Origin of the sequence: Nocardioides sp. (assembly GCF_014360585.1) — a bacterium.
Lineage (GTDB): Bacteria > Actinomycetota > Actinomycetes > Propionibacteriales > Nocardioidaceae > Nocardioides.
The window spans coordinates 48210-69676 of the sequence record NZ_JACIXG010000016.1; the positions used below are offsets into that span (position 1 = coordinate 48210).

Sequence of the window (21467 nt, forward strand, 5' to 3'; positions counted from 1 at the left end):
CCGGGTCGTTGCCGTAGATCTGCTTTCCATTCGCTGTAGGTTTGATGAAAGGAGGGGCATGTCTGCGATCAAGCGCGTGACGAACACGTCCGAGGCCGAGGCGCTCGCGGCGTTGCTCAACGGCGACGCCCGCACGAAGCCGACCGTCGTGGTGACGGTCGCGTCCGGACACACCGACCCCTACGCCGACGTGGAGAGGATCGCCGCCGAGATCGGCGACCTGGCCGACCTCTACCTGGTGACGACCGGCGGCCACACCTGGGCCTTCTCGAACAAGATGACGCCGGGCACCCAGGTCTACGGCGGCGCCGGACGGGTCTACCCGGTCGGCCTCGGCTGGAACATCGACCTGAAGCAGGCGCCGCTGCGGTTCGCGTGGAGCAAGTCCGAGGGCCGCAAGCTCACCGGGCAGCTCATCGACGACGCTCTCGACATGGCCGCGGCGGCCGGCCTCTTCGACAGTGCCCGCACCGCCTCGACCCGCGAGCGCCGCGCCGGCACGATCCTCTCGATCATGAGCGAGCGCGCGCTGGTCGACCTAGGCTCCGGCGATCTCGCCTCGATCCCACCCCAGCTCGCCCAGGCCGGGGTGCCGATCGAGCGCGTTCTCGCGCCCGGGATGCACGTCGACGGCGTCCTGGAGAAGAAGTCGCGCTGGCTCGACATCCGGGAGATCCGCCCCACCGCCGAAGAGGCGTTGAAGACGTACGCCGCCGGAGAGGTCGTCCCCGCCGAGGTCCGCTCGGTCCTGGCCGGCTCCGCGGACCTTCGCCTGCACCCCGACGTCACCGTCGAGCTCTTCCGCTCCGACGTGACCGGCGACCCCGACGACGACCTCCAAGCCCTCCTCACCCCGGGTGAGATCGTGCTCGCCCGGGTCGTCGCGACCGGGCCCAAGTGGCGGCTCTCGCTGCGCGAGGTCGGCGAGCACGACACGGCCCGCGAGGCGCTGGCCCTGTACGCGGGCGGCCCGCCCTGGCTCGACCCGAATGCGCCGCCGCCTGCGCCCGCCGAGCACGTCGAGACCGAGCCCGCACCAGCGGCGACGGTCCCGGAGGCCGAGCCTGTCGAGACGGTTCCTGAGACCGCCCCGGCGTCCCCTCCCAAGCCGGCGACCCCGAGCCCCGCGATGATGCCGCGGCGCAGAGGAGAGCCGGTCCGCGCTGTCCGGCCCTCATCTGCATCCGACCCGGCGCCCGCGCAGGAGCCCGCTCCGGCGAAGAAGGCAGCGGTGCAGTCGATGTCGCTGCAAGTCACCGCGATCAAGGCCGAGAAGGCCCGCCTCGAGGCCGAGCTGACCGAGCTCCGCGACCAGGTCTCCGGGCTGCGCAACGAGCGGGTGCAGTTCGCCAAGGACCTGGCGCGCGCCGCGCGTCAGGTCGAGACCCGGGACGCGGAGCTGGCCCGGATGCGCTCCCAGCTGCGCCGCGCCAAGCAGCGGAGCGCCCCGCCCGAGGTCACACCGCCCGTCTTCGCCGACCGCGAGCGCGGCTTCCGTCATCTGGTCGAGGCCTCCTGGGCACGCCGGATCCCGGTCGGCGAGCAGCCCACCCGCCCGCTGCCCGGCTTCGCGATCGGGGAGAGGTTCCTCGACAGCGTCGACACGCTCGAGGGCATCGCCGTCGACAAGATCGCCGACGTGGTCATGGAGGTGCTCACCGGCCTCGCGGAGCAGTCGACGGGCCGCGAGCTGCACCAGCTGCGCACCTCTGTCGGGGGCAACTCCGCGCCGCAGTCCCGTGACGACGGCGCGATCTGCTACCGCGTCTCGATGCAGATCCACACCCCCAGCGCCCGCCGCCTGCACTTCTGGAAGTGCCCCGACGGCACCATCGAGCTCTCCCGGGTCGTCGTCCACGACGACATGGAGCCCTAGCTCCGGCCGAGCGTCAGCCCCAGCACCAGGTCAGCAGCCCGACCAGCGGGTCCGGGATCGACTCGATCTCGACGGCCTCGCCGAGGATCGTGCCGTAACGGATCTTGCGTCCTGACGCGGTACCGAAGAAGCGGTGCAGCTGGTCGGCGACCTCCTCGCCGCGGTGCTCGGGCTGGTTCTGCAGCGTACGGAACTTGCCGCCCTCACCGTTGGCCTCGAGGATCTCGACGATCCGCGCTGCGCCGATCGCTCTGATCATCTCGTCCTCGAGGTCGCGTCGGCACGCGAAGAAGCCCTGACCGGAGAGGTCCTCCCCGATCTGCCGCCCCAGGGCGTTGGTGACGAAGTGCTCCTCGGCCTCGTCGTAGAGTCCGCCGACCCGGTGCCCGGCCGCCGTCGTCTCCCGGATGAACCGCCCGGCGTTCCCGGCGCCGCCCATCGAGACGAGCTCGATCCCGAGCTCGTCCAGGTACACCCCGTAGCGCGGCGCCAGCGCCGCCACCAGAGCCTTGTCCGAGTCTCCCTCGACAAGCAGCGTGATCGGTTTCATGGCGGACACCCTAGAAGAAAGGTACGCCGCCGCGCCTGTTCCATAAATGCAACAGATCGTCCTAGGGTTGCATATATGGAACACGACGTCGGTCGGCTGATCGCCGAGTGCATCGAGCACTCGGGGCTCAACGCGCGCCAGGTGGCTTCGCGCGCCGGTGTGTCCGCGTCGACCGTCCATCGGATCCTCAACGGGCAGGTGAGTCCGTCGGTCGCGACGCTCCAGAACATCACCGCCGCAGCCGGCCTCGACCTGACGATGAGCGCCGCGCCGCTGGCCGCCCCAGCAGCCGCCGCCGCGGCGCGAGCGATCCTCGACGAGGACTATCCGGCCGAGGTGGCTGCCGACATCGACCTGTGGGCCGACCGGCTCGACGGCTGGACCGACGGCGACCCGGTCCAGATCGTCGAGGAGGCAGCGGGCGCCTCCGGCGTTCTCCACCGTCCGGGTGCGATCCGGCTCAGCGGGGAGGCGACCATCGGCCGGCTCGCCTCGGCCGCCGACACCTCAAGCCAGCGATGGGCGCTCTCCGGTGCGGCCGGCCTGGAGCTCCCGTCCTTCGACGAGGCCGTTCCTCGGATCTCGGTGCTGTGGTGCGAGGACCCGAGCGCGGTCCGTCCCCTTCTCTCCGGCGGAAGTCTCCGGACGGCGTCCGCCCCGCACCGCGCCACCGTGGTCATCGCCGCCGCCGAACCCGACCTGTTCCTCGGTGCGTTCGAACGTGACCGCGTCACCTACGCAGCTCCGATCCAGATCGCCATCGACGCCATCTCGGTCGGCGGCGACGCAGCGGACCGCGCCCGCGAGGAGATCCGGACATGGTGACGAAGCAGCCCCGTTGGGCCCCGGACCCCGAGACGTACGCCGCCCGCAAGTCGGCCTCGAGCGACACCTACCGGGAGGTCCCTGACCGCGAGGCCCAGCTGCGCGAGACCGGCATCTGGTGGACCGAGGTCGACAGCGCCCGGATCCGCCAGAGCGACACCGACCACGCCTGGCGTCGGTTCCGCGCGAGCCTGCCCGAGCTGATCTGGAACGCCGCGAAGCTCGAGGGCAGCAGCTTCACCCTGCCTGAGGTGCGCTCCCTCCTCGACGGGGTCTCCGTCGGTGGCCGCCGGACTGCGGAGGAGCTGCAGGTGCTGGCGCTCCGCGAGGCGTACGGTGCTCTCCGCGACCTGGTCGGCTACGGCACCTTCGGAGTCGACAAATCGACGTCCGACCGGCTCAACCGCCTGGTCGCCCGCCACGAGACGCCCGACGCCGGGAGGTTCCGCGGCGAGGGCACCCTGCGTCGGAATGGCAGCGAGCTTCTCCGAACCCGATTCGCGATGCTGCGGCAGCACCTTGCCGAGACCGACGACCCGTGGCTCCAGGCACTGATCTACTTCTGCTCCGCCGCCCGGACCCCGTTCTACGCCGGCGGCAACAAGCGCACCGCCCTTCTGATGATGAACGGCATCCTGATCTCGAACGGCTTCGACGCAGTCACGGTCCCCCACACCCGTCGCCTCGAGCTCGACCACGCCCTTGACACCCTCTTCACCACCGACGACGCCACCGAGTTGATGGCCCTCCTCGTCGACTGCGCCACCTCCGGGGGCTGACACTCACAGCACGAGATCAGCCCGATCCCGCGTCGCCCGCACCAGCGCGGCGTTGCGCAGATCGCTGTCGGCGATCTTGGCCTCCGCCTCCTCACGCGACCTCCCGCCTGCCAGGAACCGCTCGAGCAACCTGGGCACGAGGACGTCGTCCGGGACATCGACGAACCACACCTCGTCCAGCAGGCTGCGTACGTCCTTCCACGGCCCCTCGTCCAGGAGCAGATAGTTGCCCTCGGTGATCACGATCGGCTCGTCCTCGATCACGACGCCACCAGGCACTGGCTCGTCCGTGACCCGGCTGAACGTGGGCCACTCGACCCGCCCCTGCCCCTCCCGCACCTGGCGCAGCGCCGCCACATAGCCCTCGGCGTCGAAGGTGTCCGGCTCCCCCTTGCGGGCGCGTGCCCCCATCGCGTCCAGCTCTGCGTTGCTCCGGTGGAAGCCGTCCATCGGCGCGACCACCGCGACCGGCCCGGCTTCGTTGAGTACGTCCGCAAGGCGCGCCGCGGCCGTCGACTTCCCCGCCCCCGGCGGACCGACGATGCCGAGCAGGAACCTGTCGCCCGCCTTCGCACTGATCCGCTCCGCGAGCTGGACGACCTTGCTTTCACTGAGGGTCAAGGCAACCTCCACGACGCAGCTTTTACTAGACGATGACACATTGTGAACGGTTCACAAGGTGTCATCCTCTAGTAAAAGCACGGCAGGGACCCGCCACCGCGGCAGGCCCCTGCCCAATGCCTTGCCGAGCTACACCCGACCCATTACGACACCTCGACCACGAGCTCGACGACCGCCCACGACAACGGCGGTAGGTTCATCCGCACCGAGCCGTCCACGACACCGACGTCGCGAAGGGGCACGAGCCCCACCTGGTCAGGCGCGGACTCCACGTTGGACGTGTGCCGGTCGCCACCCTCGGGAACGGTGAGCACCTCGGCGCGAGCGACGCGCGCCACCCCGAGACCGCGCAGGTCGACGCTCACCTCGGAGGCCTCGTCGAGACCACGGTTGGCGACGAAGAGCGCCACCCGACCATCCGCCTCCGACCAGGTCGCGGCAGCGTCGATGACGTCGACGTCGCCGAACTTCTCGGTGGCGATCTGGTCAGCCGAGACCGCCAGCCGGAGAATCCGCCCGCGCGCCAACGAAGCCATCCGGGCGAACGGCCAGAAGATGGTCTGCCGCCAGGCGGGCCCGCCCTCCTCCGAGCGGATCGGCGCGATCACGTTGACCAGCTGCGCCTGGTTGGCGATCCGGACCCGGTCGCCGTGGCGCAGCAGGCTGTTGAGCAGCGAGCCGACGACGACGGCGTCGGTGACCGAGTACTCGTCCTCGATCAGCCGCGGGTGCTCGCGCCACTCCTTCTTCACCTGATCCGGCTGGTCCTCGGAGTCGAGGCCCTCCATGTACCAGACGTTCCACTCGTCGAAGGAGATGTCGACCTGCTTGGTGTGCTTGCCGGCCGCCTTGACGGCATCGATCGTCGCCACGACACCGTCGATGAACGCGTCCATCCCGACGGCCTCGGCGAGGAAGGAGGCGGCGTCGCCGGAGCGCTCCTGGTAGTACTCGTGCATCGAGATGTAGTCGATCTCGTCGTACGCGTGGGTCAGGACGGTGTGCTCCCAGGACCCGAAGGTCTCCATGTAGCGGTTCGAGGAGCCGACCGCGACCAGCTCGATCGAGTCGTCCACGAGCTTCATCGCCTTGGCCGTCTCCTGGGCGAGCCGGCCGTACTCGTGGGCCGTCTTGTGGCCGATCTGCCACGGCCCGTCGAGCTCGTTGCCCAGGCACCACAGCTTGATGTCGAAGGGGTCCTCGGCTCCGTTCTTCCGTCGAAGATCCGACCAGTACGTCCCGCCGGGATGGTTCGCGTACTCGACCAGCGCTCGCGCCTCCTCGACCCCACGCGTACCGAGGTTGATCGCCTCCATCACCTCGACGTCGGCCTCACGGGCCCAGCCCATGAACTCGTGGAGCCCGAACGCGTTGGTCTCGATGGTGTGCCAGGCGCCGTCGATGCGGCGGGGCCGGTCCCCCACCGGGCCGATGCCGTCCTCCCAGCGGTAGCCGGAGACGAAGTTGCCGCCGGGGTAGCGGACGACCGTCGGGCCCAGCTCGCGGACGAGCTCGAGCACGTCGCGCCGGTAGCCTCGCTCGTCGGCCGTCGGGTGACCGGGTTCGTAGATGCCGGTGTAGACGCATCTGCCCATGTGCTCGACGAACGACCCGAAGAGCCGTCTGGGGACGTCGGCGATGGTGAAGTCGCGGTCGATGGTGATACGTGCGCGGGTCATGGAGCTCCTTGTTGTGTGACTCGTGCGGTTGTCGGCTACCGGCCACCGAAACCGGTGGTGGCGACGCCCTTGACGATCTGGCGCTGGAAGAAGAGGAACACGACGATCAACGGTGTCGCGGCGAGCACCGCCTGGGCCATCGTCTGGGCGTACTGGATCCCGTGGGCGTCGATGACGGTCTGCAGCCCGATCGGCAGGGTCATCAGGTTGGTGTCGTTGATGACGAGGAACGGCCACAGGAAGTTGTTCCAGGCACCGATGAACACGAAGATCGCGACCGCCGCCATGACCGGGCGTGAGAGCGGCAGCACGATCGACCAGAACACTCGCAGCCGGCCGGCGCCGTCGACGCGGGCGGCGTCCTCGAGCTCGACCGGCACGCCGTCGAAGAACTGCTTGAGGATGAACACCATCGCCGGCGCGACGATCTGCGGAAGCATCAGCCCCCACGGGGTGTCGACCATGTTGAAGGCGAGCATCTCGTAGAACAACGGGATGATCAGGACCTGCGGCGGGATGATGATCGCGGCCACGATGACGGCGAACAGCCAACGCCTGCCGGTGAAGCGCATCCGCGAGAAGGCATACGCCGCCAGTGCCGAGATCGCCACGGTCAGCAGGGTGATCACCAATGAGGTCCACAGGCTGTTGAACGCCCAGATCCAGACGTTGCCGTTCGACAGCATGGCGCCGAACGCGTCGGTGGTCGGTCCTTCGCTGCCGATCCAGGACCTGTCGGAGGCCGCGTCTTCCTCGGTCTTGAACGCGGTCGCGATCGCCCACAGGAACGGCATCAACCAGCCGATCGCCATCAGTGCGAGGACCGCGAACGCGACGACGCGTCCGATCCCGAAGCGCTTCTGCCCAGGTGATCGAGCTTGTCGAGATCTCATGACATGCTCCTTCTACGGTTCATGGCGGTCACCTGGAAGACGCCGACGATGACGATCAGCGCGAAGAAGACGTACGAGATGGCCGCCGAGTAGCCGAACCGGTACCCGACGAACCCGGACTCGAAGATGTACTGCACGATCGGCCGGGTCGTGTCCGTCGAGAGGCCGATGAGCATCTGGTACGCCTGGTCGAACAGCTTCAGCGACGCCAGGATCTGCAGCATCACGATGAGCACCGTCGCCGGTACGAGCTGAGGCAGCGTGATCGACCAGAGCTGGCGCCACGGTCCGGCGCCGTCGAGCGCGGCGGCCTCGTAGTGCTGGTCGGGGATGTTCTGCAGCGCGGCCAGGTAGAGCAGGAAGTTGAACCCGACCGTCCACCACACGGTGGCGATGACGATCGCGTAGAGGTTCACGTCCGGGTCCTGGAGCCACGCGATCGGCCCGATGCCGATCTTGCCGAGCACCGCATTGGCCGCGCCGATGTCGGGGTTGAAGATCCACACCCAGATCTGCGAGACCACCGTGGAGGCGAGCAGGAACGGCATGAAGAACGACAGCCGCCACAGCCACTGTCCTGGCAGGCCGCGATGGACGAGGAGCGCCATCACCAGCGCGATGAGCACCAGCGGGATGGTCGAGACGACGGTGAACAGCACGGTCGTACCCAGCGCCCGCCACATCGTCGAGTCGGTCAGCGCCTCCCGGTAGTTGTCGAGCCCGACCCAAGAACCCCCTGCGCCCGTGAGCGACTGGTTCGTGAAGCTGAGGTAGAGGCCGTGCGCGAGCGGCCACACCAGGAAGAGGGCGAACGCGATCAGGAACGGCGCCAGGAACGCCCAGCTCACCAGCTGCTCGCGGTTGCGTCCCGCGGGCGCCGTCGCCGGCTGCGGTCGGGGGGTCGCTCTGGTGAGCGGCGTGTCAGCGGTGGCGGTCATGGCTTCCACGTCCCATCGGGATCGACCGGGTTCGTCGTCTTCAGCAGTCGGTTCACCCTGGCCCGGAAGGCGTCGACGGCAGCGGCCGCGTCCTTCCCGGTCATCAGCGCCGGCTGGATCGCGGCCCCGAACTCCGACTGGAAGTTGGAGGCCGACCCGGTGAACCAGGCCTCGGGCTCGTAGCTGACCTGCTGGGCGACCTCTGCGTAGTGCGACTGCGGCGTCAGCTTCGCGTAGTCAGCGCTCTCGGTCACCGGGAGATAGGCGGGGATGTGGCCGGCGGTGGCCCAGTCGTACGAGCCCTTGAGCAGGTCGGCCACGAACTGGTAGGTCAGGTCGCGCCGGCGCTCGTCGGGCTCGTTCTGGTGAGGCAGGACGAAGGCGTGCGAGTCGGCGAAGGTCGACGGGGTGCCGTAGAGCGTCGGGATCGCGGCCATGTCGAAGCTCATGCCGGTGCTGACCATCGTGCGCAACTCCCACACGCCGGTGAACAGCATCGCGCTCCGCTCGGTCGCGAACTCGGCGATCGCGCTGGCGTAGTCGCTGCGCTGGGCGGTGAGCTTGCCGTCGAGCAGCCGCTGCATCAGCTCCAGCGACTCGATGGCGATGTCGTCGTCGATCTCGGCCTCGCCGCCCTCGGGGAACTTCATCGTGGCGCCGTGCTGCGTGTAGAAGGTGTAGAAGAGGCGGAACATCTGCGCGCCGTCACCGAGATAGCCGTACGACAGCGGGTGACCGCCCTTCGTCTGACCGCCCAGCTGCTCGAGCAGGTCGACGAACTCGTCTGGCGAGGTCGTGGCGCGCAGCTTGCCGTCGCTCTCCAGGACGCCGGCCTTGTCGCAGATGTCGGTGTTGAACATCATCACCGTGGGGTGGGCGTCGAGGGCGACCGCGAACAGTTTCTCGCCCATCATGCCCTTCTTCCAGATCTCCTCCGGGAAGGTGTCCTCGCTGACGCCGAGCTCGGCGAGACGGTCGATGTCCCAGGTGTCGAGCAGTCCGCCCGGTGCGTACCCAGGGACTCGGGACGCGTGCATGATCGCCACGTCGGGCGGCCGCCCGCCGGTCGCCGCCATCGCGAGCTTCGTGTAGTAGGGCTCACCCCAGACCAGGGTGGTCGTCTTGACGTCATACGCAGCGCCGGACCCGGTCACCTTGGCGAGCATGTCGGCCATGGTGCCGCCGTCGCCGCCGCTGAGCAGGGTCCAGAACTGGAGCGTGTCGGGGTTGGCGACTGCGGCCGTGCCGCAGGCCGAGAGCCCGCCCGACAGCGCCGCTGTGCCACCGATCGCGGCTGCTCCGGTGAGCAGCCCGCGTCTGGAAAGCATCGTGGGGGATCGACCTGCCATCGCGTCTCCTTGTCTCAGATCTCGGGTCGACGTCGTCGGTCGAGACCAACAGAGTCGTCGTTGTCGTGTTCGGCCCCGTCGGTCGAGCCGCCGGAGCCGCTAGGCGAAGGCGTGTCGAGACCAACACAGTCGTTATGTGGCGACTTCGCCGGTCGAGCCGCCGGAGCCGCTAGGCGGAGGCGTGTCGAGACCAACAGAGTCGTTATGTGATGTGGGTTACACCGCACACTTTTACATCGATGTAATGAGCCTGACAAGAGGCTCCCCACCAAGATTTACTCTCGGTGCTGCCACTCGGACCGCTACCGCGTCGTACTCCCCCGGATCACGAGCTCGTGCGGCACCGCGACCGCGCGAGGCGGAGTCGCCCGGTCCTCGATCCGGGTCATCAGCAGGTCCACCGCAGCCTCGGCGAACGCACGGCGGTCCAGGGCGACGGTGGTCAGCGACGGGTTCATGAAGCGGGCGTGCTCGACGTCGTCGAACCCGCTGACCAGGACATCGCCCGGCACCGAGAGCCCGTGCTCCTGGAGCACATGCATCGCGCCGAAGGCGATCGAGTCGGTGAACGCCATGATCGCGTCGAAGCCGGCATCCCGGCTCAGCAGCTCCTCGGCCGCCGCCGCGCCACCCACCATCGACCACTCCTGGAAGTACACCTCTATCGCCGGATCCGGCTCGATCCCGTGGTCGCGCAGCGCGCGGTGATGCCCCTCGAGCCGCTGGATGCTGGTGGCCGTCGCATCCGTGGCCCCCGTCTCCCCACCCAGGACCGCCACGCGCTTCGCGCCCCGCTCGAGCAGGTGAGCCGTCACCTCGTACCCGGCCTGCCGGCTGTCGATCAGCACCCGATCGACCTTGTGCTGCTCGACTTCTCCGATGAGCACCACCGGCGGCAGCTGGTCGTCGTGGACCACGATGCTGTCCTTGAGCCGGATCGGGTTGAGAATCAGCCCGTCGATCTGGTGCTCGCGGGCCCGGGAGACGAGGTCATACTCGCGCTGCGGCTCCGCCGCCGTCTCCTCGATCAGCACCGCCATCCCCCGCTCGTGCGCCACCTGTACCACCCGGTGCAGCATGTCCGCCGAGAACGCCGTCGCCAGATCCGGCAGCGCCAGCGCGATCACCCCGGTCCGCCCGTTGCGCAGACTCCGGGCGCTCAGGTTCGGTACGAACCGCAGCTCCTCCACCGCCGCCAGCACCTTCTCGCGGGTGTCGGGACGTACGAACACCGTCCCGGTCACCACGTTCGACACCGTCTTCGGCGACACCCCCGCAAGCGCCGCAACGTCCTTCACCGTCGCCCGGCGCGGCCCCCTGGTCATGGGATCAGCGTATGGGAGTTCGGAGTCCGTAGGTGGTCCGAACCACGCGAGACGCACCGTCCTGCCCGGGTCGCACAACACGACACAGCGCCCCGGCACCGTCCAGTCGATCATTGCCCGTGCAGCAGGCCGACGCGATGATCTGCCGGTCGAGTGCGTCGGAATCGCTCATGACGGCGAGGCAGGCAACCCCTTGAGTCGGTTGTCATGAGTCTGGCTCGCGACGTCCCAGACCAGTCGCTGCCAGGTAAAGCTGAGACTACAGGGGTCGATGGCCAGCACCTTCCTGGCTACAACGACAGATCTCTGCGCCGCGCCGCTCGCATGCTGATGACGATCCCCACAATTGGGGACGAATTTGCCGAGCGAGGAGCGAGAGTTCGCATTCGTCCCGAACCTAAGAGGCGGCGTCAGAATTCCCGTCTTGACCACCACGGCGGGGTCGCGCTCGCCCTGCGCGGGAGCGACCAGTGAGGCACCCAGCGCTCAGCCATGCACAGCGAGTCGCAGACATTTCAAAGTCCCCAACAAGAACCAGCTATGAGCACTAGCATCGTAAGCAAAGAGACAGCTCGAGTTGCGCAGCATCACGATCTGCCCCGCGAGGCCCGTACTTTGCTGCCAGAGCTCTTGCTCACCAACGATTGAGCCCGATTTCGGGCAGGAGCAAGCAGAACAGTGACTGTTGATCACGAGGCGTGGATCCCGGACCCAGCCCTGGCGCGAGAGGTGAGCGGCCAGTTCAAGCGGGCGATCGACTCCTACCGAATTCAACCCAACCTAGTGGTCGAACACGCAAATCTCGAGGAGTCCATCCGCACGGGTGGATACGCGAACCGGACGCTCCTCGAACTTGTGCAGAACGCTGCGGATGCAATCGTCGGTGCAGAGGACGAGGGCGAGACCGCAGGTCGTGTCGAGATCGTGCTCGACACGAAGAACGAAGTTCTGTACTGCGCAAACGCTGGACGCACATTCTCACTCAGCGGACTCACCGCGATCTCCATGGCGTACCTGAGCGCAAAGCGCGGTGAGGAGATCGGAAGGTTCGGACTCGGATTCAAGTCGGTGCTGGCCGTATCGGATTCCCCGCAGGTCTTTAGCCGATCCATTGCCTTCGAGTTCAACACGTCGGAGGCGCGCGACGAACTGCATGAGGTGAACCCAGCTGCTCGGAGACTCCCGATTCTAAGGACGGCGACGGTCGCAGACTTCAGCCACGCCGTCAGTGAAGATCCAATCCTCGCAGACTTGTCGTCATGGGCAACAACAGTCGTAAGGCTCCCGGGCGCAAGGAACCTGAAGCGGCTTCGCACCGAGATTGAAGGCTTCCACTCTGAGTTCCTCCTGTTCGTGCAGGCCGTTCGTGAAATCCGCCTGAAGGTCGTCGGCGGGGAGTCGTACGAAGCCCACCACGTCTCACGTGACCTCGGTGATGGAAGATTCAGCATCGAGTCTTTGGGCGAGAACCCGGATGAGTGGATTATCGAGAGCCGGATGCATGCGCCGTCGACAGAGGCCCGCAAGCAGGTCGGCGAGGCGGTGTCGCGCTCGCAGGTGAAAGTCACGGTGGCAGTTCCGGCCGTTCAGCGCCGCGAGTTCCGTCGAGGGCAGTTCTGGTCGTACTTCCCGCTGCAAGACGAAACTTCCGCATCTGCGCTGTTCAACGCCCCCTGGAGCGTGAACGACGACCGTACGACCCTACTCAAGAACGACTACAACCGCGAGATTCTCCGTACGGTCGCGGAGATGTTTGTCGACGTCATGCCGAAGCTGAGCACTGCCAAGGACCCGGCTGCGCATCTGGACTTCATGCCCGCACGAGGACGGGAGACCCTGAGCTTCGGAGACGAACTCCTGACGGCGCATGTGCCTGAGATCGCGGCTGGCCGAGAGTTGATTCCCAATGCGATGGGTTCCCTTCGGAACGGCCAGCAGCTCCTTCCGCTCGACTTCGCAGTCGGGTTCGACAAAGAGGTCCACCAAGCATGGATTCAGTCGCCCAACACGGGCGACGACGTTCCGCACTGGCTCTGCTATCAGACCGGCACCCGAACGACGCGCCTTCGGGATCTCTATATCCTCGGCCGGAACTCCGAAGCGGACACCCGAGACCCAAGAACGGCCCTGACGCACCTGCCTAAAAGAGGGCTCCTCACCTGGCTGCGCGAATGGGCTGAGGGCGATGACCCCCAGTCCGCCGCAAACGCGCTGAAGACCGTCGCTGGCCACTCGAGCCTTCCGAAGATCAACGAGGCGAAGGTCATCCCCACCAACGCCGGCATGCGGGCACTCGAGGATCGCCGAGTGGTGTTCCTGCACCGCGAGTCGGATCTGGAGATCGAAGAGGCGGTCTTCGTGAGCCCGGCGTTCCTCAAGCAGCACGGCGTCGAGAAAATCCTTCAGGATCGAGGCTTCCGTGACCTCGATCCTGAGGCGATCCTCACGGCACGTCTCGCCAAGCTCGACAACGATCCGAGTCCCGACGACCTGACCAAGGTTTGGGACTCCACCGTCGACCTGCCTTCGCAGGCCGCAACCCGCGTAATGCTCGCTGCAAAGGCACCCATCAAAGTGCCAACTCTCGACGGCGGCTGGGCGTGGCCACAGCAAGTGCTCGACCTCGACGTCCCGCTGGGGGACAAGTTTGCTCCGCGATTGCTCGACAGGCACCGCTGCGATTCCGAGGTCGCCTATCAACTCGGCGTCGTACGTCGGCCCGTAAAGGATTACCCGATCGAAGACGAACCGCACTTCGACGAGTACCGGCGGTGGATCCTGGACGAGCTCAACCAGCACAATGGTCCAGGAGCACGACCGATCGAGGCCATCGAGTTCAACCTGGCGAAAGGCCCGGGACCATTCTCGGTTCTATTCTTGATGCGTGATGTGGGCGTTCCCGACAACGCACGGGAGTCCTGGACAGCCGCCCTCTTGGCTTTCGGTGACGACCCTTGGGCGTGCGAGGACCTGGAAACTGGGCGTACCTACGAGGTCGACTCTCCGCTCAGGTGGGCGGCGCGAAGCGCTGGACTGGTGAAGTCGACCCATGGCATGCGGGGCCCAGGTGACGTTGTAGCGCCCTCGTTGGTTCGGTATGAGGGTTTGCTCCCGCTGTTTCGGGGAGCGCCCCAGGCCGCTGCGGTTCTCGAGCTACCGAACGAGTTGGGCGATGTTCCGTCCCACCTCATGCGCGAGATGTTGGAAGGAAACCTCTTCCCGCCGCGGATCAACGATGATGTCCTTCTGGAGTTCATCGTCGCTGCGACGAAGGTCGGTTTCGAGGGCATCAAGCCTGCGACAATCCCGGCACGGATCGCAAGAACGATCGAGGCTCACTCACCCAACGCTGTGTACATTGCATCCACCGACGAGCAGGCGACGTTCCTGAGTACACGGGGTCGTCCGTACCTGAGGGCGCGTGTGGACCAAGTCGACGAACTTCTTCGCCTCGTCGGGTGCCAGCGTTTCGAGGACAGTTTCGCATTCTCGGAGATCATCGAGGGCCGACAGAGCAGCGAGCCGATTCTGGACGTCTACACCGGCCTGCGAAACTTGGTGGGCTCCGACCGCCTCAACGGCGTGACGCTCGCCCGCGCGATCATGATCGCCAAGCGAGTCACCACCGAGGATGGAGTCGAGGACCACCCGCAGAACTGGTATCTCGACGGGAGCGAGCTCGTTGTTCGCGACGACGCTGACGAGACGCTGGTCCTCAAGTTCATCAACGAGGCGTTCGAGCTGCGCCTTGACAACGCCCAGATCACCTCCGTGATCAAGGCGGGTATTGCCCACATGCTGGAGGACCTCCGAATTCAGGCGAAGGCGGTTGACTCCGATGCCGAGCGGCTCGAACTCTACATCGGTCCGGACGACCTACGGGACGCGTTGCCGAAGGGTCTCTGGTCGGCGCTGGAAGCCCAAGGCCTCGTATCTGACGACACTTCAGTAGCCGAACTGTTCCTCGTCGTCTACGGCTCCGACTCGCTCAATATGCTTAAAGACCGTTTCCGAGAGGTCGGGTTCTCCGACGTTCCCGAGAAATGGGCCGGTGGCGCATCTGCCATCACCTGGGTCCGCAAGATGGGTTTCGCGACGGAGTATGCCGGCCAGCGCTCGCAGAACCGACCGCACGAGTTCGTCGTGCCGGGCGCAGTGAAACTTAACGATCTTCACCCCTTCCAGAAGAAGATCAGCGAGAAGCTACGTGTCGTGCTGACACAGCCTTCCAAGCAAGGCCCCGCCCAGAAAGGGATGGTCGAGCTGCCGACAGGTGCCGGCAAGACGCGGGTGGCTACTCAGACGGTCCTGCGTCTCTTTGTAGACGAGGTTCTCAGCGGCACGATCCTATGGATTGCGCAGTCGATCGAACTGTGCGAGCAGGCGGTGCAGACTTTCGAGACAGTCTGGCGCCACCTTGGCGACGAGCGGCCGTTGACGATCGGCCGTCTCTGGGAGAACCACACGGTCCACGAACCAGACACCGAGTTCAGCGTGATCGTGGCTACCGACGCGAAGCTTGAGGCGATCATGGGGCAGACCGAGTATGAGTGGTTGAAGACTCCTGCTGCGGTCTTCGTTGACGAGGCGCACCGTGCTGGCGGGTCGACGCGTTACACGCAGATCCTTCGGTGGCTCGGTGTCGACGGCCGCAGCTTCGACCGGCCACTCGTCGGTCTGTCGGCCACGCCGTTCAAGGGCAGCGCAGGAGAGACTGAGCGTACACAACAACTCGCAGCCCGATTCGGGCACAACCGACTCACGGCCATTGAGTCCGATGCTTACAAGGAACTGGTCGGCCTTGGCGTATTGGCCAGCGTCAAGCACGAGATCCTGCCCGGTGTCGATGTCGACCTGAGTTCGGTGGACCAGGAGAAGATTCGCTTCTCGAAGGTCATCGACCGCAGCCTCTACGAACATCTTGGGCGCAACGAGGTCCGGATGAAGATCCTGGTCGAACACATCATGGAGCTGACGGAGGAGCATCCCGACTGGCCAATCCTCGTCTTCACGCCCAGCGTGCTCTCGGCTCAGGTGCTCGCGGCTTCCCTAAGGTACCGCGAGGTCAAGGCCGACTCGGTCAGCGGTCAGACAGGTCGTCAGCAGCGCCGTGATGTCATCAGTCGCTTCCAGCGGGGCGAGATCAAGGTCTTGGCCAACTGTGATCTCCTCATCCAGGGCTTCGACGCGCCCGGTGTTCGTGCGCTCTACATCGCGCGACCGACGTTCAGCCCGAGTGCCTACATACAGATGGCGGGCCGGGGGCTGCGTGGACCGAAGAACGGCGGCAAGGAGGAGTGCCTCATCGTCGACGTCGCCGACAACTGGGGCGCGATGAACGACTTCCTTGGATACCGCGACTACACCGATCTCTGGAATCACCAGCAGGGGAGCATCAATGAAGAAGTGGAGTCAGAAGAGTGATCCTCGTACCTGCGCTGGCGGACATCGAGCGACGTACCACCAGCAACGCCGAGCGCACGGTCGCACGCCTACTTCGTGATGTCGTGGGGGATCCCGATTCTGCTGCGTTTCACTCTGTAGACCTCCGCTCGCACGCCTACAAGCAGCAGGCGGAGGCCGATTTCATCGTCCTGTGGAGGGGCGTGGTCGTGGTGATCGAGGTCAAAGGCGGCGGCGTGCGTAAGCACGACGGCGTCTGGTACTCCGTCGACCGGCGTGGCGACTGGCACAAGTTGGCTGGCTCGCCGATGGAACAGGCCCGATCCGCGGCATATGCGCTGCGCGACATCCTTCAGGAGGAGGGTGTCGGCTGGTTCGCGCATGAAGCGATCGTCATCACGCCGGACATCGATTCCCCGCCGAATGCGGTCGGCTGGCGGCCAACGCACTGGTTGGCGCGGGATGACATGACCTCGGCTGGCCTCGGGGCCGCTCTCGATCGAGTCGTGGACAATGCACGGGCCGCCCCGAACGGGCAGAAGCGGGCTCGAATGGGTGACCTGCGCACACGTATGTTCGGCGAGTTCACCAGGATGCCGGTGATCGATGCCCAGCGCGGTGCCGTCATCGAGGAGCAGAACCGGGCAACTGCAGGGCAGGCGCGGGTGCTGGCAGCGCTGGCCCGCAATCCGCGAGTGCTCGTCTATGGGGGCGCCGGCACCGGGAAGTCTCTCGTGCTCGTCGAGGCCGCTAAGCAGGAGAAGGACCAGGGCAAGTCGGTGCTCATCACGTTCCACTCGCCTGCGCTCACCCGGTTCTTCGCCCCACACGTTGAAGGCCGCGAGATCGATTTGATCCCGTTGGAGAAGCTCCCGGCCGACAAGTCGTACGATGTCGTCTTGGTCGACGAGGCTCAGGACATGATGACCGCAGACGCCATGGATCGCATCGACGCTGTAATTGATGGCGGCCGAGCACGCGGCCGCTGGCGGATGTTTCTCGACCCGAACAACCAAGCCCATGTCGATGGCGGCTACGACGATGAGGTGGCTGAACTTATAGCTGACGAGGCGATCGCCGTGGACCTTGACTTGAACGTCCGCAACACCCATGCGATCGTCCACGTGGTCCAGGAGTACCTCGGCGCAGACATCGGTGACCCTGGGATCGTCCATGGCGAGAAGGTCCAGTGGCACAACGCAGCGAGTGACGCCGACATCACCGAGGCGGACCTGCTCGCCAAACAGATCGTCGCCGACGGAGCCAACCGAGCCGACCTCTGGCTAATCAGCACGACTACGGATGGCCCACCATCGACCAGTCCTGGTGGGTTCGTACTCACCAGCCCCAAGCATGCTAAGGGCCTCGAGGCCGAGCATGTCATCGTGTTCGACCTGCCGGAGACTTACGATGAAGCCGGAACGGCCGCCTTCTACGTCGCCGTCACTCGAGCGCGCGTTTCGCTACACATCATCACATCGAAAGACGACAAACGCGGGCTCCAGCAACTCTCGAAGAATCGGATGATGGCGAAGTGACCCTGACCCGTTCTCAGCAGGCGGTGCTCAACCACCTTCGGGCAGCCTACGTCGGGCCCGAGGGCAGTGAGGACGAGATCGTCTGGAACATGCCGAACCGGCAGTACGCCGTCGGCATGCTCTTCCCGCATGGCGCCGTAGACCACGCCGAGGCCGAAGAGCTCTCCCAAATCGACGATGTCGAGGGCGACGCGGAGGTCGAGTCCTCCGGCGAGGTCGAAGAGCGTGGCTCCGCGGTCCCGATCGCCGAGGAGTGGCGGCCATCCTCGGTAGCGATCTCCTTCGTCACCGATCGACCGGCTGCGTTCTGCAACCTCTCGGGTGGCACCTACAAGGCGGTCGAAGGCGATGGTCCGCCGAGGTGGCAACGTCGGCCGTTCTTTTTCGACCGACTCTCCGTGCAACGTGGCGAGGGCCCGCATGCACTGACCGCCAACGGTGTGAAGATCGAGATTGGTTCCCGCTGGCGCCACTACGGCTCGGCATTCCTTGCGACGGTCTTCGTCCGAGTCCTGGAGAACTCCACCGACGACGACAAGCTGGACATCTCCAAGATGCTCTATCAGGTCGGGCTCAGCGTCTCGCCCGCCGACGATGCTCAGTTCCTTGAGTACGACCCCAGCCAGTCGTTCGACGTGGACGACGAAGCAGCTGAGCTGCGACTGCGCTACCGCGACCGGAAGGTCTATGCGGTGGGGCATGGCATGGCAGCAGACTGGCAGCTGAATGATGAGGCATGTAGGCGGATCTGGCTCGATCCGGTGCCGTCATTCGTAGTGCCTGCAGTCGAGACCCTCTCCTTCGCTCCGGAGACACCCGAGGCCGGTGCGCTCCAACTTGCCCATCTGGCGACGCTGGACTCGGACACCGACGCCGTATTGGCGTCGTTGGACGCCTTCGTCGACGCGTTCGAACGTTGGGTGTCGAAACAACAGCAGCGAGTGGCCGGTTTTGACGAGGACGAGAAGGTTGCACGCCGGATCGTGGATCGGTCCGTGAAAGCCGCCGAGCGGATGCGTGAGACCGTCGCTCTGCTGCGGCAACCGGACCAGGATCAGTTGTGCACCGCCTTCGCTCTCGGCATGACCGCTATGCGTTTGCAGATGCGCCAAGCGCAGATCAACCAAGGCAAACCCGGTGGGGAGCCGCAGTGGCGGCCCTTCCAGCTCGGGTTCCTGCTCGTGGCACTTGCCTCGACCGTGGACGAGAAGCACGGTGATCGCGAACTGGTCGACCTCATCTGGTTTCCGACCGGTGGCGGCAAGACTGAGGCCTACCTGGGCCTTGCGGCCATCGAGATATTCCGACGCCGCCTCGCCTACGGGACCTCGGGTGGCGGGACGGCGGTCATCACTCGCTACACGCTCCGGCTCCTCACTGCGCAGCAGTTCCAGCGAGCGGCCGCACTGGTCTGCGCGATGGAGCTGCTGCGTATGCAGGGCGAGCTCGGTGACGCCCGGGTTCGCAAGATGACTCCGTTCAGCATCGGTCTTTGGGTCGGCAACGAGGTCACACCGGGAAGCCGAGCCGACGCCAAGAAGGCCCTCGAACGGCTCCACAAAGCTGCGCGGCCAGAGGAAGCCAACCAGTTCCAGGTCGAGAGCTGCCCGTGGTGCGGAACCACTTTGCTCCCAGCTTCGCGCTCCGAGGACAAGTCGAAGTATGGCGTGCGCCTCGTCGGCCGTGATGTCGCCGTGCATTGCACCAATGTCAGCTGTCACTTCAACGATGAACTGCCGGTCGTGGTGGTTGACGACCTGATCTATGAGCAGCCGCCGACCATCCTGTTGGCCACCGTCGACAAGTTCGCCAGGCTTCAATTCAAGCCCGACGCTGGCAAACTCCTGGGCTTGGGTACGACCTACCGGCAACCGTCGATGATCATCCAGGACGAGCTACACCTGCTCTCCGGGCCGCTGGGCACCACCGTCGCGGTCTTTGACGCCGTGATCCAGCTGCTACTGAGCCGAGGGGGCCCAACCCCAAAGATCGTTGCCTCCACCGCGACCATCCGTGCATCCGACGAGCAGGTGCAAGGACTCTACGGCCGTAAAGTCGCGCTCTATCCGCCGTCCGGCCTGGACGACGACCGTACATTCTTCTCCCAACCGGTGAGCAGCGGTAGGGGCCGGCTCTACGTCGGACTCATGCCTCAAGCCCTCTCGCAGATGTCCGCCGTAGTCGCTGCGTCATCTCCGCTTCTGGAAATTCCCGGGGTTCTCGCAGCAGATCCCGAGGACCGTTCCACTCGGGATGCCTACTGGACGGCCGTCATGTACCACAACAGCCTGCGAGAGCTTGGCCGCACCGGCACGCTTGTCGTCGACGACGTAAACGGCCGCCTCGAGCCCCGGGCCGATCGTCTCGGTCTTCCGCTGCGCAACGTCCGGGCTGACAAGGTCCTTGAACTCACCAGCCGTCGGGGCCCTGAAGAGCTCCCGAAGGATCTACGTGCTCTAAGGCGGAGCGCTAACGACTCCGATGATGCGATCGACGTCGTGCTCTCCTCCAACATGCTCTCCGTCGGCATCGATATCCCACGACTAGCACTTATGCTCATGGTCGGTCAGCCCAAGACCACCGCCGAGTACATCCAGGCCACCAGCCGAGTCGGACGCGGCGACATCAACGGCATCGTCGCCACCCTCTTCCGCTCGAACCGAGCCCGCGACCGGTCACACTTCGAGACCTTTCGTGGCTATCACGAGGCGCTTTATCGCAGCGTCGAGCCGACCAGTGTGACTCCCTGGTCGCTGGCTTCTAGAGACCGCTCTCTCGCAGGCGCCGTCGTTGCCATGCTGCGCCACACCCTCGCGACGCTCGCAGCCAACGACTCGGCGTCAAACATGGACCTCGATAACATTGGGCTCAAGAGCCAGATCGAGACCATGGTGGGCCAGTTCGTCGCGATCGTAGGTCAATCCGAGCCAAGCGAGGCGGCAGACACTCACGCGGCGGTCTGGGAGCTCCTGCGCGACTGGGATAACCGCGCTCAACGCGCCCGTCAGGATGGCGCCAAGCTCGTCTACGACCGCAAGAGCGGCGATGATGCAGCGCTCTTCAAGCGATTCGGCCAGCCCGGAGAAGGATGGCTCGTCGCCGATTCCATGCGTTCGGTCGAGCCCAATGTCGCCGTCGACGTACGCGAGCCATTCGAGGAGGGATCCCATGGAACGGATCAAGCATGACCTGAGACTGTCCGAGACGGTCACCCCGTTCGGTGTCGGCGCCATCGTCGACATCCGCGGAGCCTCCCTCATTGCACCCGACACTTCATGGTGGGAGAAGGAGTACGCCAGCGAGGTCCACTGCGACCGGCTCACGGACCGACTCGGATCCAGCGTCCTCATGGAAGCCCCCACACACGCGGGACGTGCGGCAAAGGAGACCAAAGGCTTGCTCTACTGGCGCTTCCCGGAGTGGCGCTTCTGCGAGCGCTGCACCCGGCTTTCGCGTACCACGAGTAAGGACAAGGGCAAGTGGGTCAACGTCTGCGTTAATTGCAAGGGCGCACTCGTGCCGATGCGATACGTGGCGGTCTGCGAGCGTGGAAGCCACATCCAGGACATCCCGTGGTTTCAGTGGGCCCACCGCGGCCACGACAGCGGAGTGACTGAGACAGTCCGCCACTGCCGCGCCTACAAGGACCTGAAGTTCGTCCGCTCCTCCAGCCACGGCGAGGGCCTCAAGT

The 21467-nt window shown here is 65.8% G+C and carries 14 protein-coding genes; 7 read left to right on the forward strand and 7 right to left on the reverse strand.

What is annotated here, in order from left to right; all coding sequences use genetic code 11:
• Positions 1-58 precede the first annotated feature (58 nt).
• Positions 59-1876 (forward strand): hypothetical protein, encoded by a 1818-nt coding sequence (locus H5T77_RS07770; RefSeq protein WP_292647261.1) that lies wholly within the window; start codon positions 59-61, stop codon positions 1874-1876.
• Positions 1877-1889: 13 nt separating this feature from the next.
• On the opposite strand, the gene H5T77_RS07775 is transcribed toward H5T77_RS07770, so the two are convergent.
• Positions 1890-2426, reverse strand: a complete 537-nt coding sequence (locus tag H5T77_RS07775) for a TOPRIM nucleotidyl transferase/hydrolase domain-containing protein (RefSeq protein ID WP_292647263.1) — start codon at positions 2424-2426, stop codon at positions 1890-1892.
• Positions 2427-2501: 75 nt separating this feature from the next.
• Here H5T77_RS07775 and H5T77_RS07780 point away from each other — a divergent pair, with 75 nt between their 5' ends.
• Both H5T77_RS07780 and H5T77_RS07785 read left to right on the forward strand, forming a co-directional pair.
• On the forward strand, positions 2502-3251 hold the full coding sequence (locus H5T77_RS07780; protein WP_292647264.1) for a helix-turn-helix domain-containing protein: 750 nt from the start codon (positions 2502-2504) through the stop codon (positions 3249-3251).
• Positions 3245-4030, forward strand: coding sequence for a Fic family protein (locus H5T77_RS07785; protein ID WP_292647266.1), 786 nt, complete (start codon positions 3245-3247; stop codon positions 4028-4030). The genes H5T77_RS07780 and H5T77_RS07785 overlap by 7 nt, the downstream gene beginning before the upstream one ends.
• Positions 4031-4033: 3 nt before the next feature.
• On the opposite strand, the gene H5T77_RS07790 is transcribed toward H5T77_RS07785, so the two are convergent.
• From H5T77_RS07790 to H5T77_RS07815, 6 genes are all read right to left on the reverse strand, one after another.
• Positions 4034-4651 (reverse strand): nucleoside/nucleotide kinase family protein, encoded by a 618-nt coding sequence (locus H5T77_RS07790; protein ID WP_292647268.1) that lies wholly within the window; start codon positions 4649-4651, stop codon positions 4034-4036.
• A 143-nt stretch (positions 4652-4794) separates the two neighbouring features.
• Positions 4795-6330 carry an arabinosylfuranosidase ArfA gene (gene arfA, locus H5T77_RS07795; protein ID WP_292647270.1) on the reverse strand — a complete coding sequence of 512 codons (1536 nt, stop codon included), beginning with the start codon at positions 6328-6330 and terminating at the stop codon, positions 4795-4797.
• Positions 6331-6365: 35 nt separating this feature from the next.
• Complete coding sequence (locus H5T77_RS07800) at positions 6366-7223, reverse strand: carbohydrate ABC transporter permease (protein WP_292647272.1); 858 nt, start codon at positions 7221-7223, stop codon at positions 6366-6368.
• The gene (locus tag H5T77_RS07805) at positions 7220-8161 is read right to left on the reverse strand and encodes a carbohydrate ABC transporter permease (RefSeq protein ID WP_292647274.1); all 942 of its coding nucleotides are present in this window, start codon (positions 8159-8161) and stop codon (positions 7220-7222) included. Before H5T77_RS07805 ends, H5T77_RS07800 begins: the two co-directional genes overlap by 4 nt.
• Positions 8158-9510: an extracellular solute-binding protein gene (locus H5T77_RS07810; RefSeq protein WP_292647276.1), complete on the reverse strand. Its 1353-nt coding sequence runs from the start codon at positions 9508-9510 to the stop codon at positions 8158-8160. Before H5T77_RS07810 ends, H5T77_RS07805 begins: the two co-directional genes overlap by 4 nt.
• 302 nt (positions 9511-9812) lie before the next feature.
• Entirely contained in the window at positions 9813-10835 is a 1023-nt protein-coding gene (locus H5T77_RS07815) for a LacI family DNA-binding transcriptional regulator (protein WP_292647277.1), read from the reverse strand.
• A gap of 678 nt (positions 10836-11513) precedes the next feature.
• Here H5T77_RS07815 and H5T77_RS07820 point away from each other — a divergent pair.
• The 4 genes from H5T77_RS07820 to H5T77_RS07835 all read left to right on the forward strand — a co-directional run.
• Entirely contained in the window at positions 11514-16259 is a 4746-nt protein-coding gene (locus H5T77_RS07820; protein WP_292647280.1) for a DEAD/DEAH box helicase, read from the forward strand.
• On the forward strand, positions 16256-17776 hold the full coding sequence (locus tag H5T77_RS07825) for a nuclease-related domain-containing DEAD/DEAH box helicase (protein WP_292647283.1): 1521 nt from the start codon (positions 16256-16258) through the stop codon (positions 17774-17776). The genes H5T77_RS07820 and H5T77_RS07825 overlap by 4 nt, the downstream gene beginning before the upstream one ends.
• Entirely contained in the window at positions 17773-20964 is a 3192-nt protein-coding gene (locus H5T77_RS07830) for a helicase-related protein (protein ID WP_292647285.1), read from the forward strand. Before H5T77_RS07825 ends, H5T77_RS07830 begins: the two co-directional genes overlap by 4 nt.
• On the forward strand, positions 20945-21467 hold a 523-nt coding region (locus tag H5T77_RS07835), incomplete at its 3' end, for a hypothetical protein (RefSeq protein WP_292647287.1). The genes H5T77_RS07830 and H5T77_RS07835, both read left to right, overlap by 20 nt.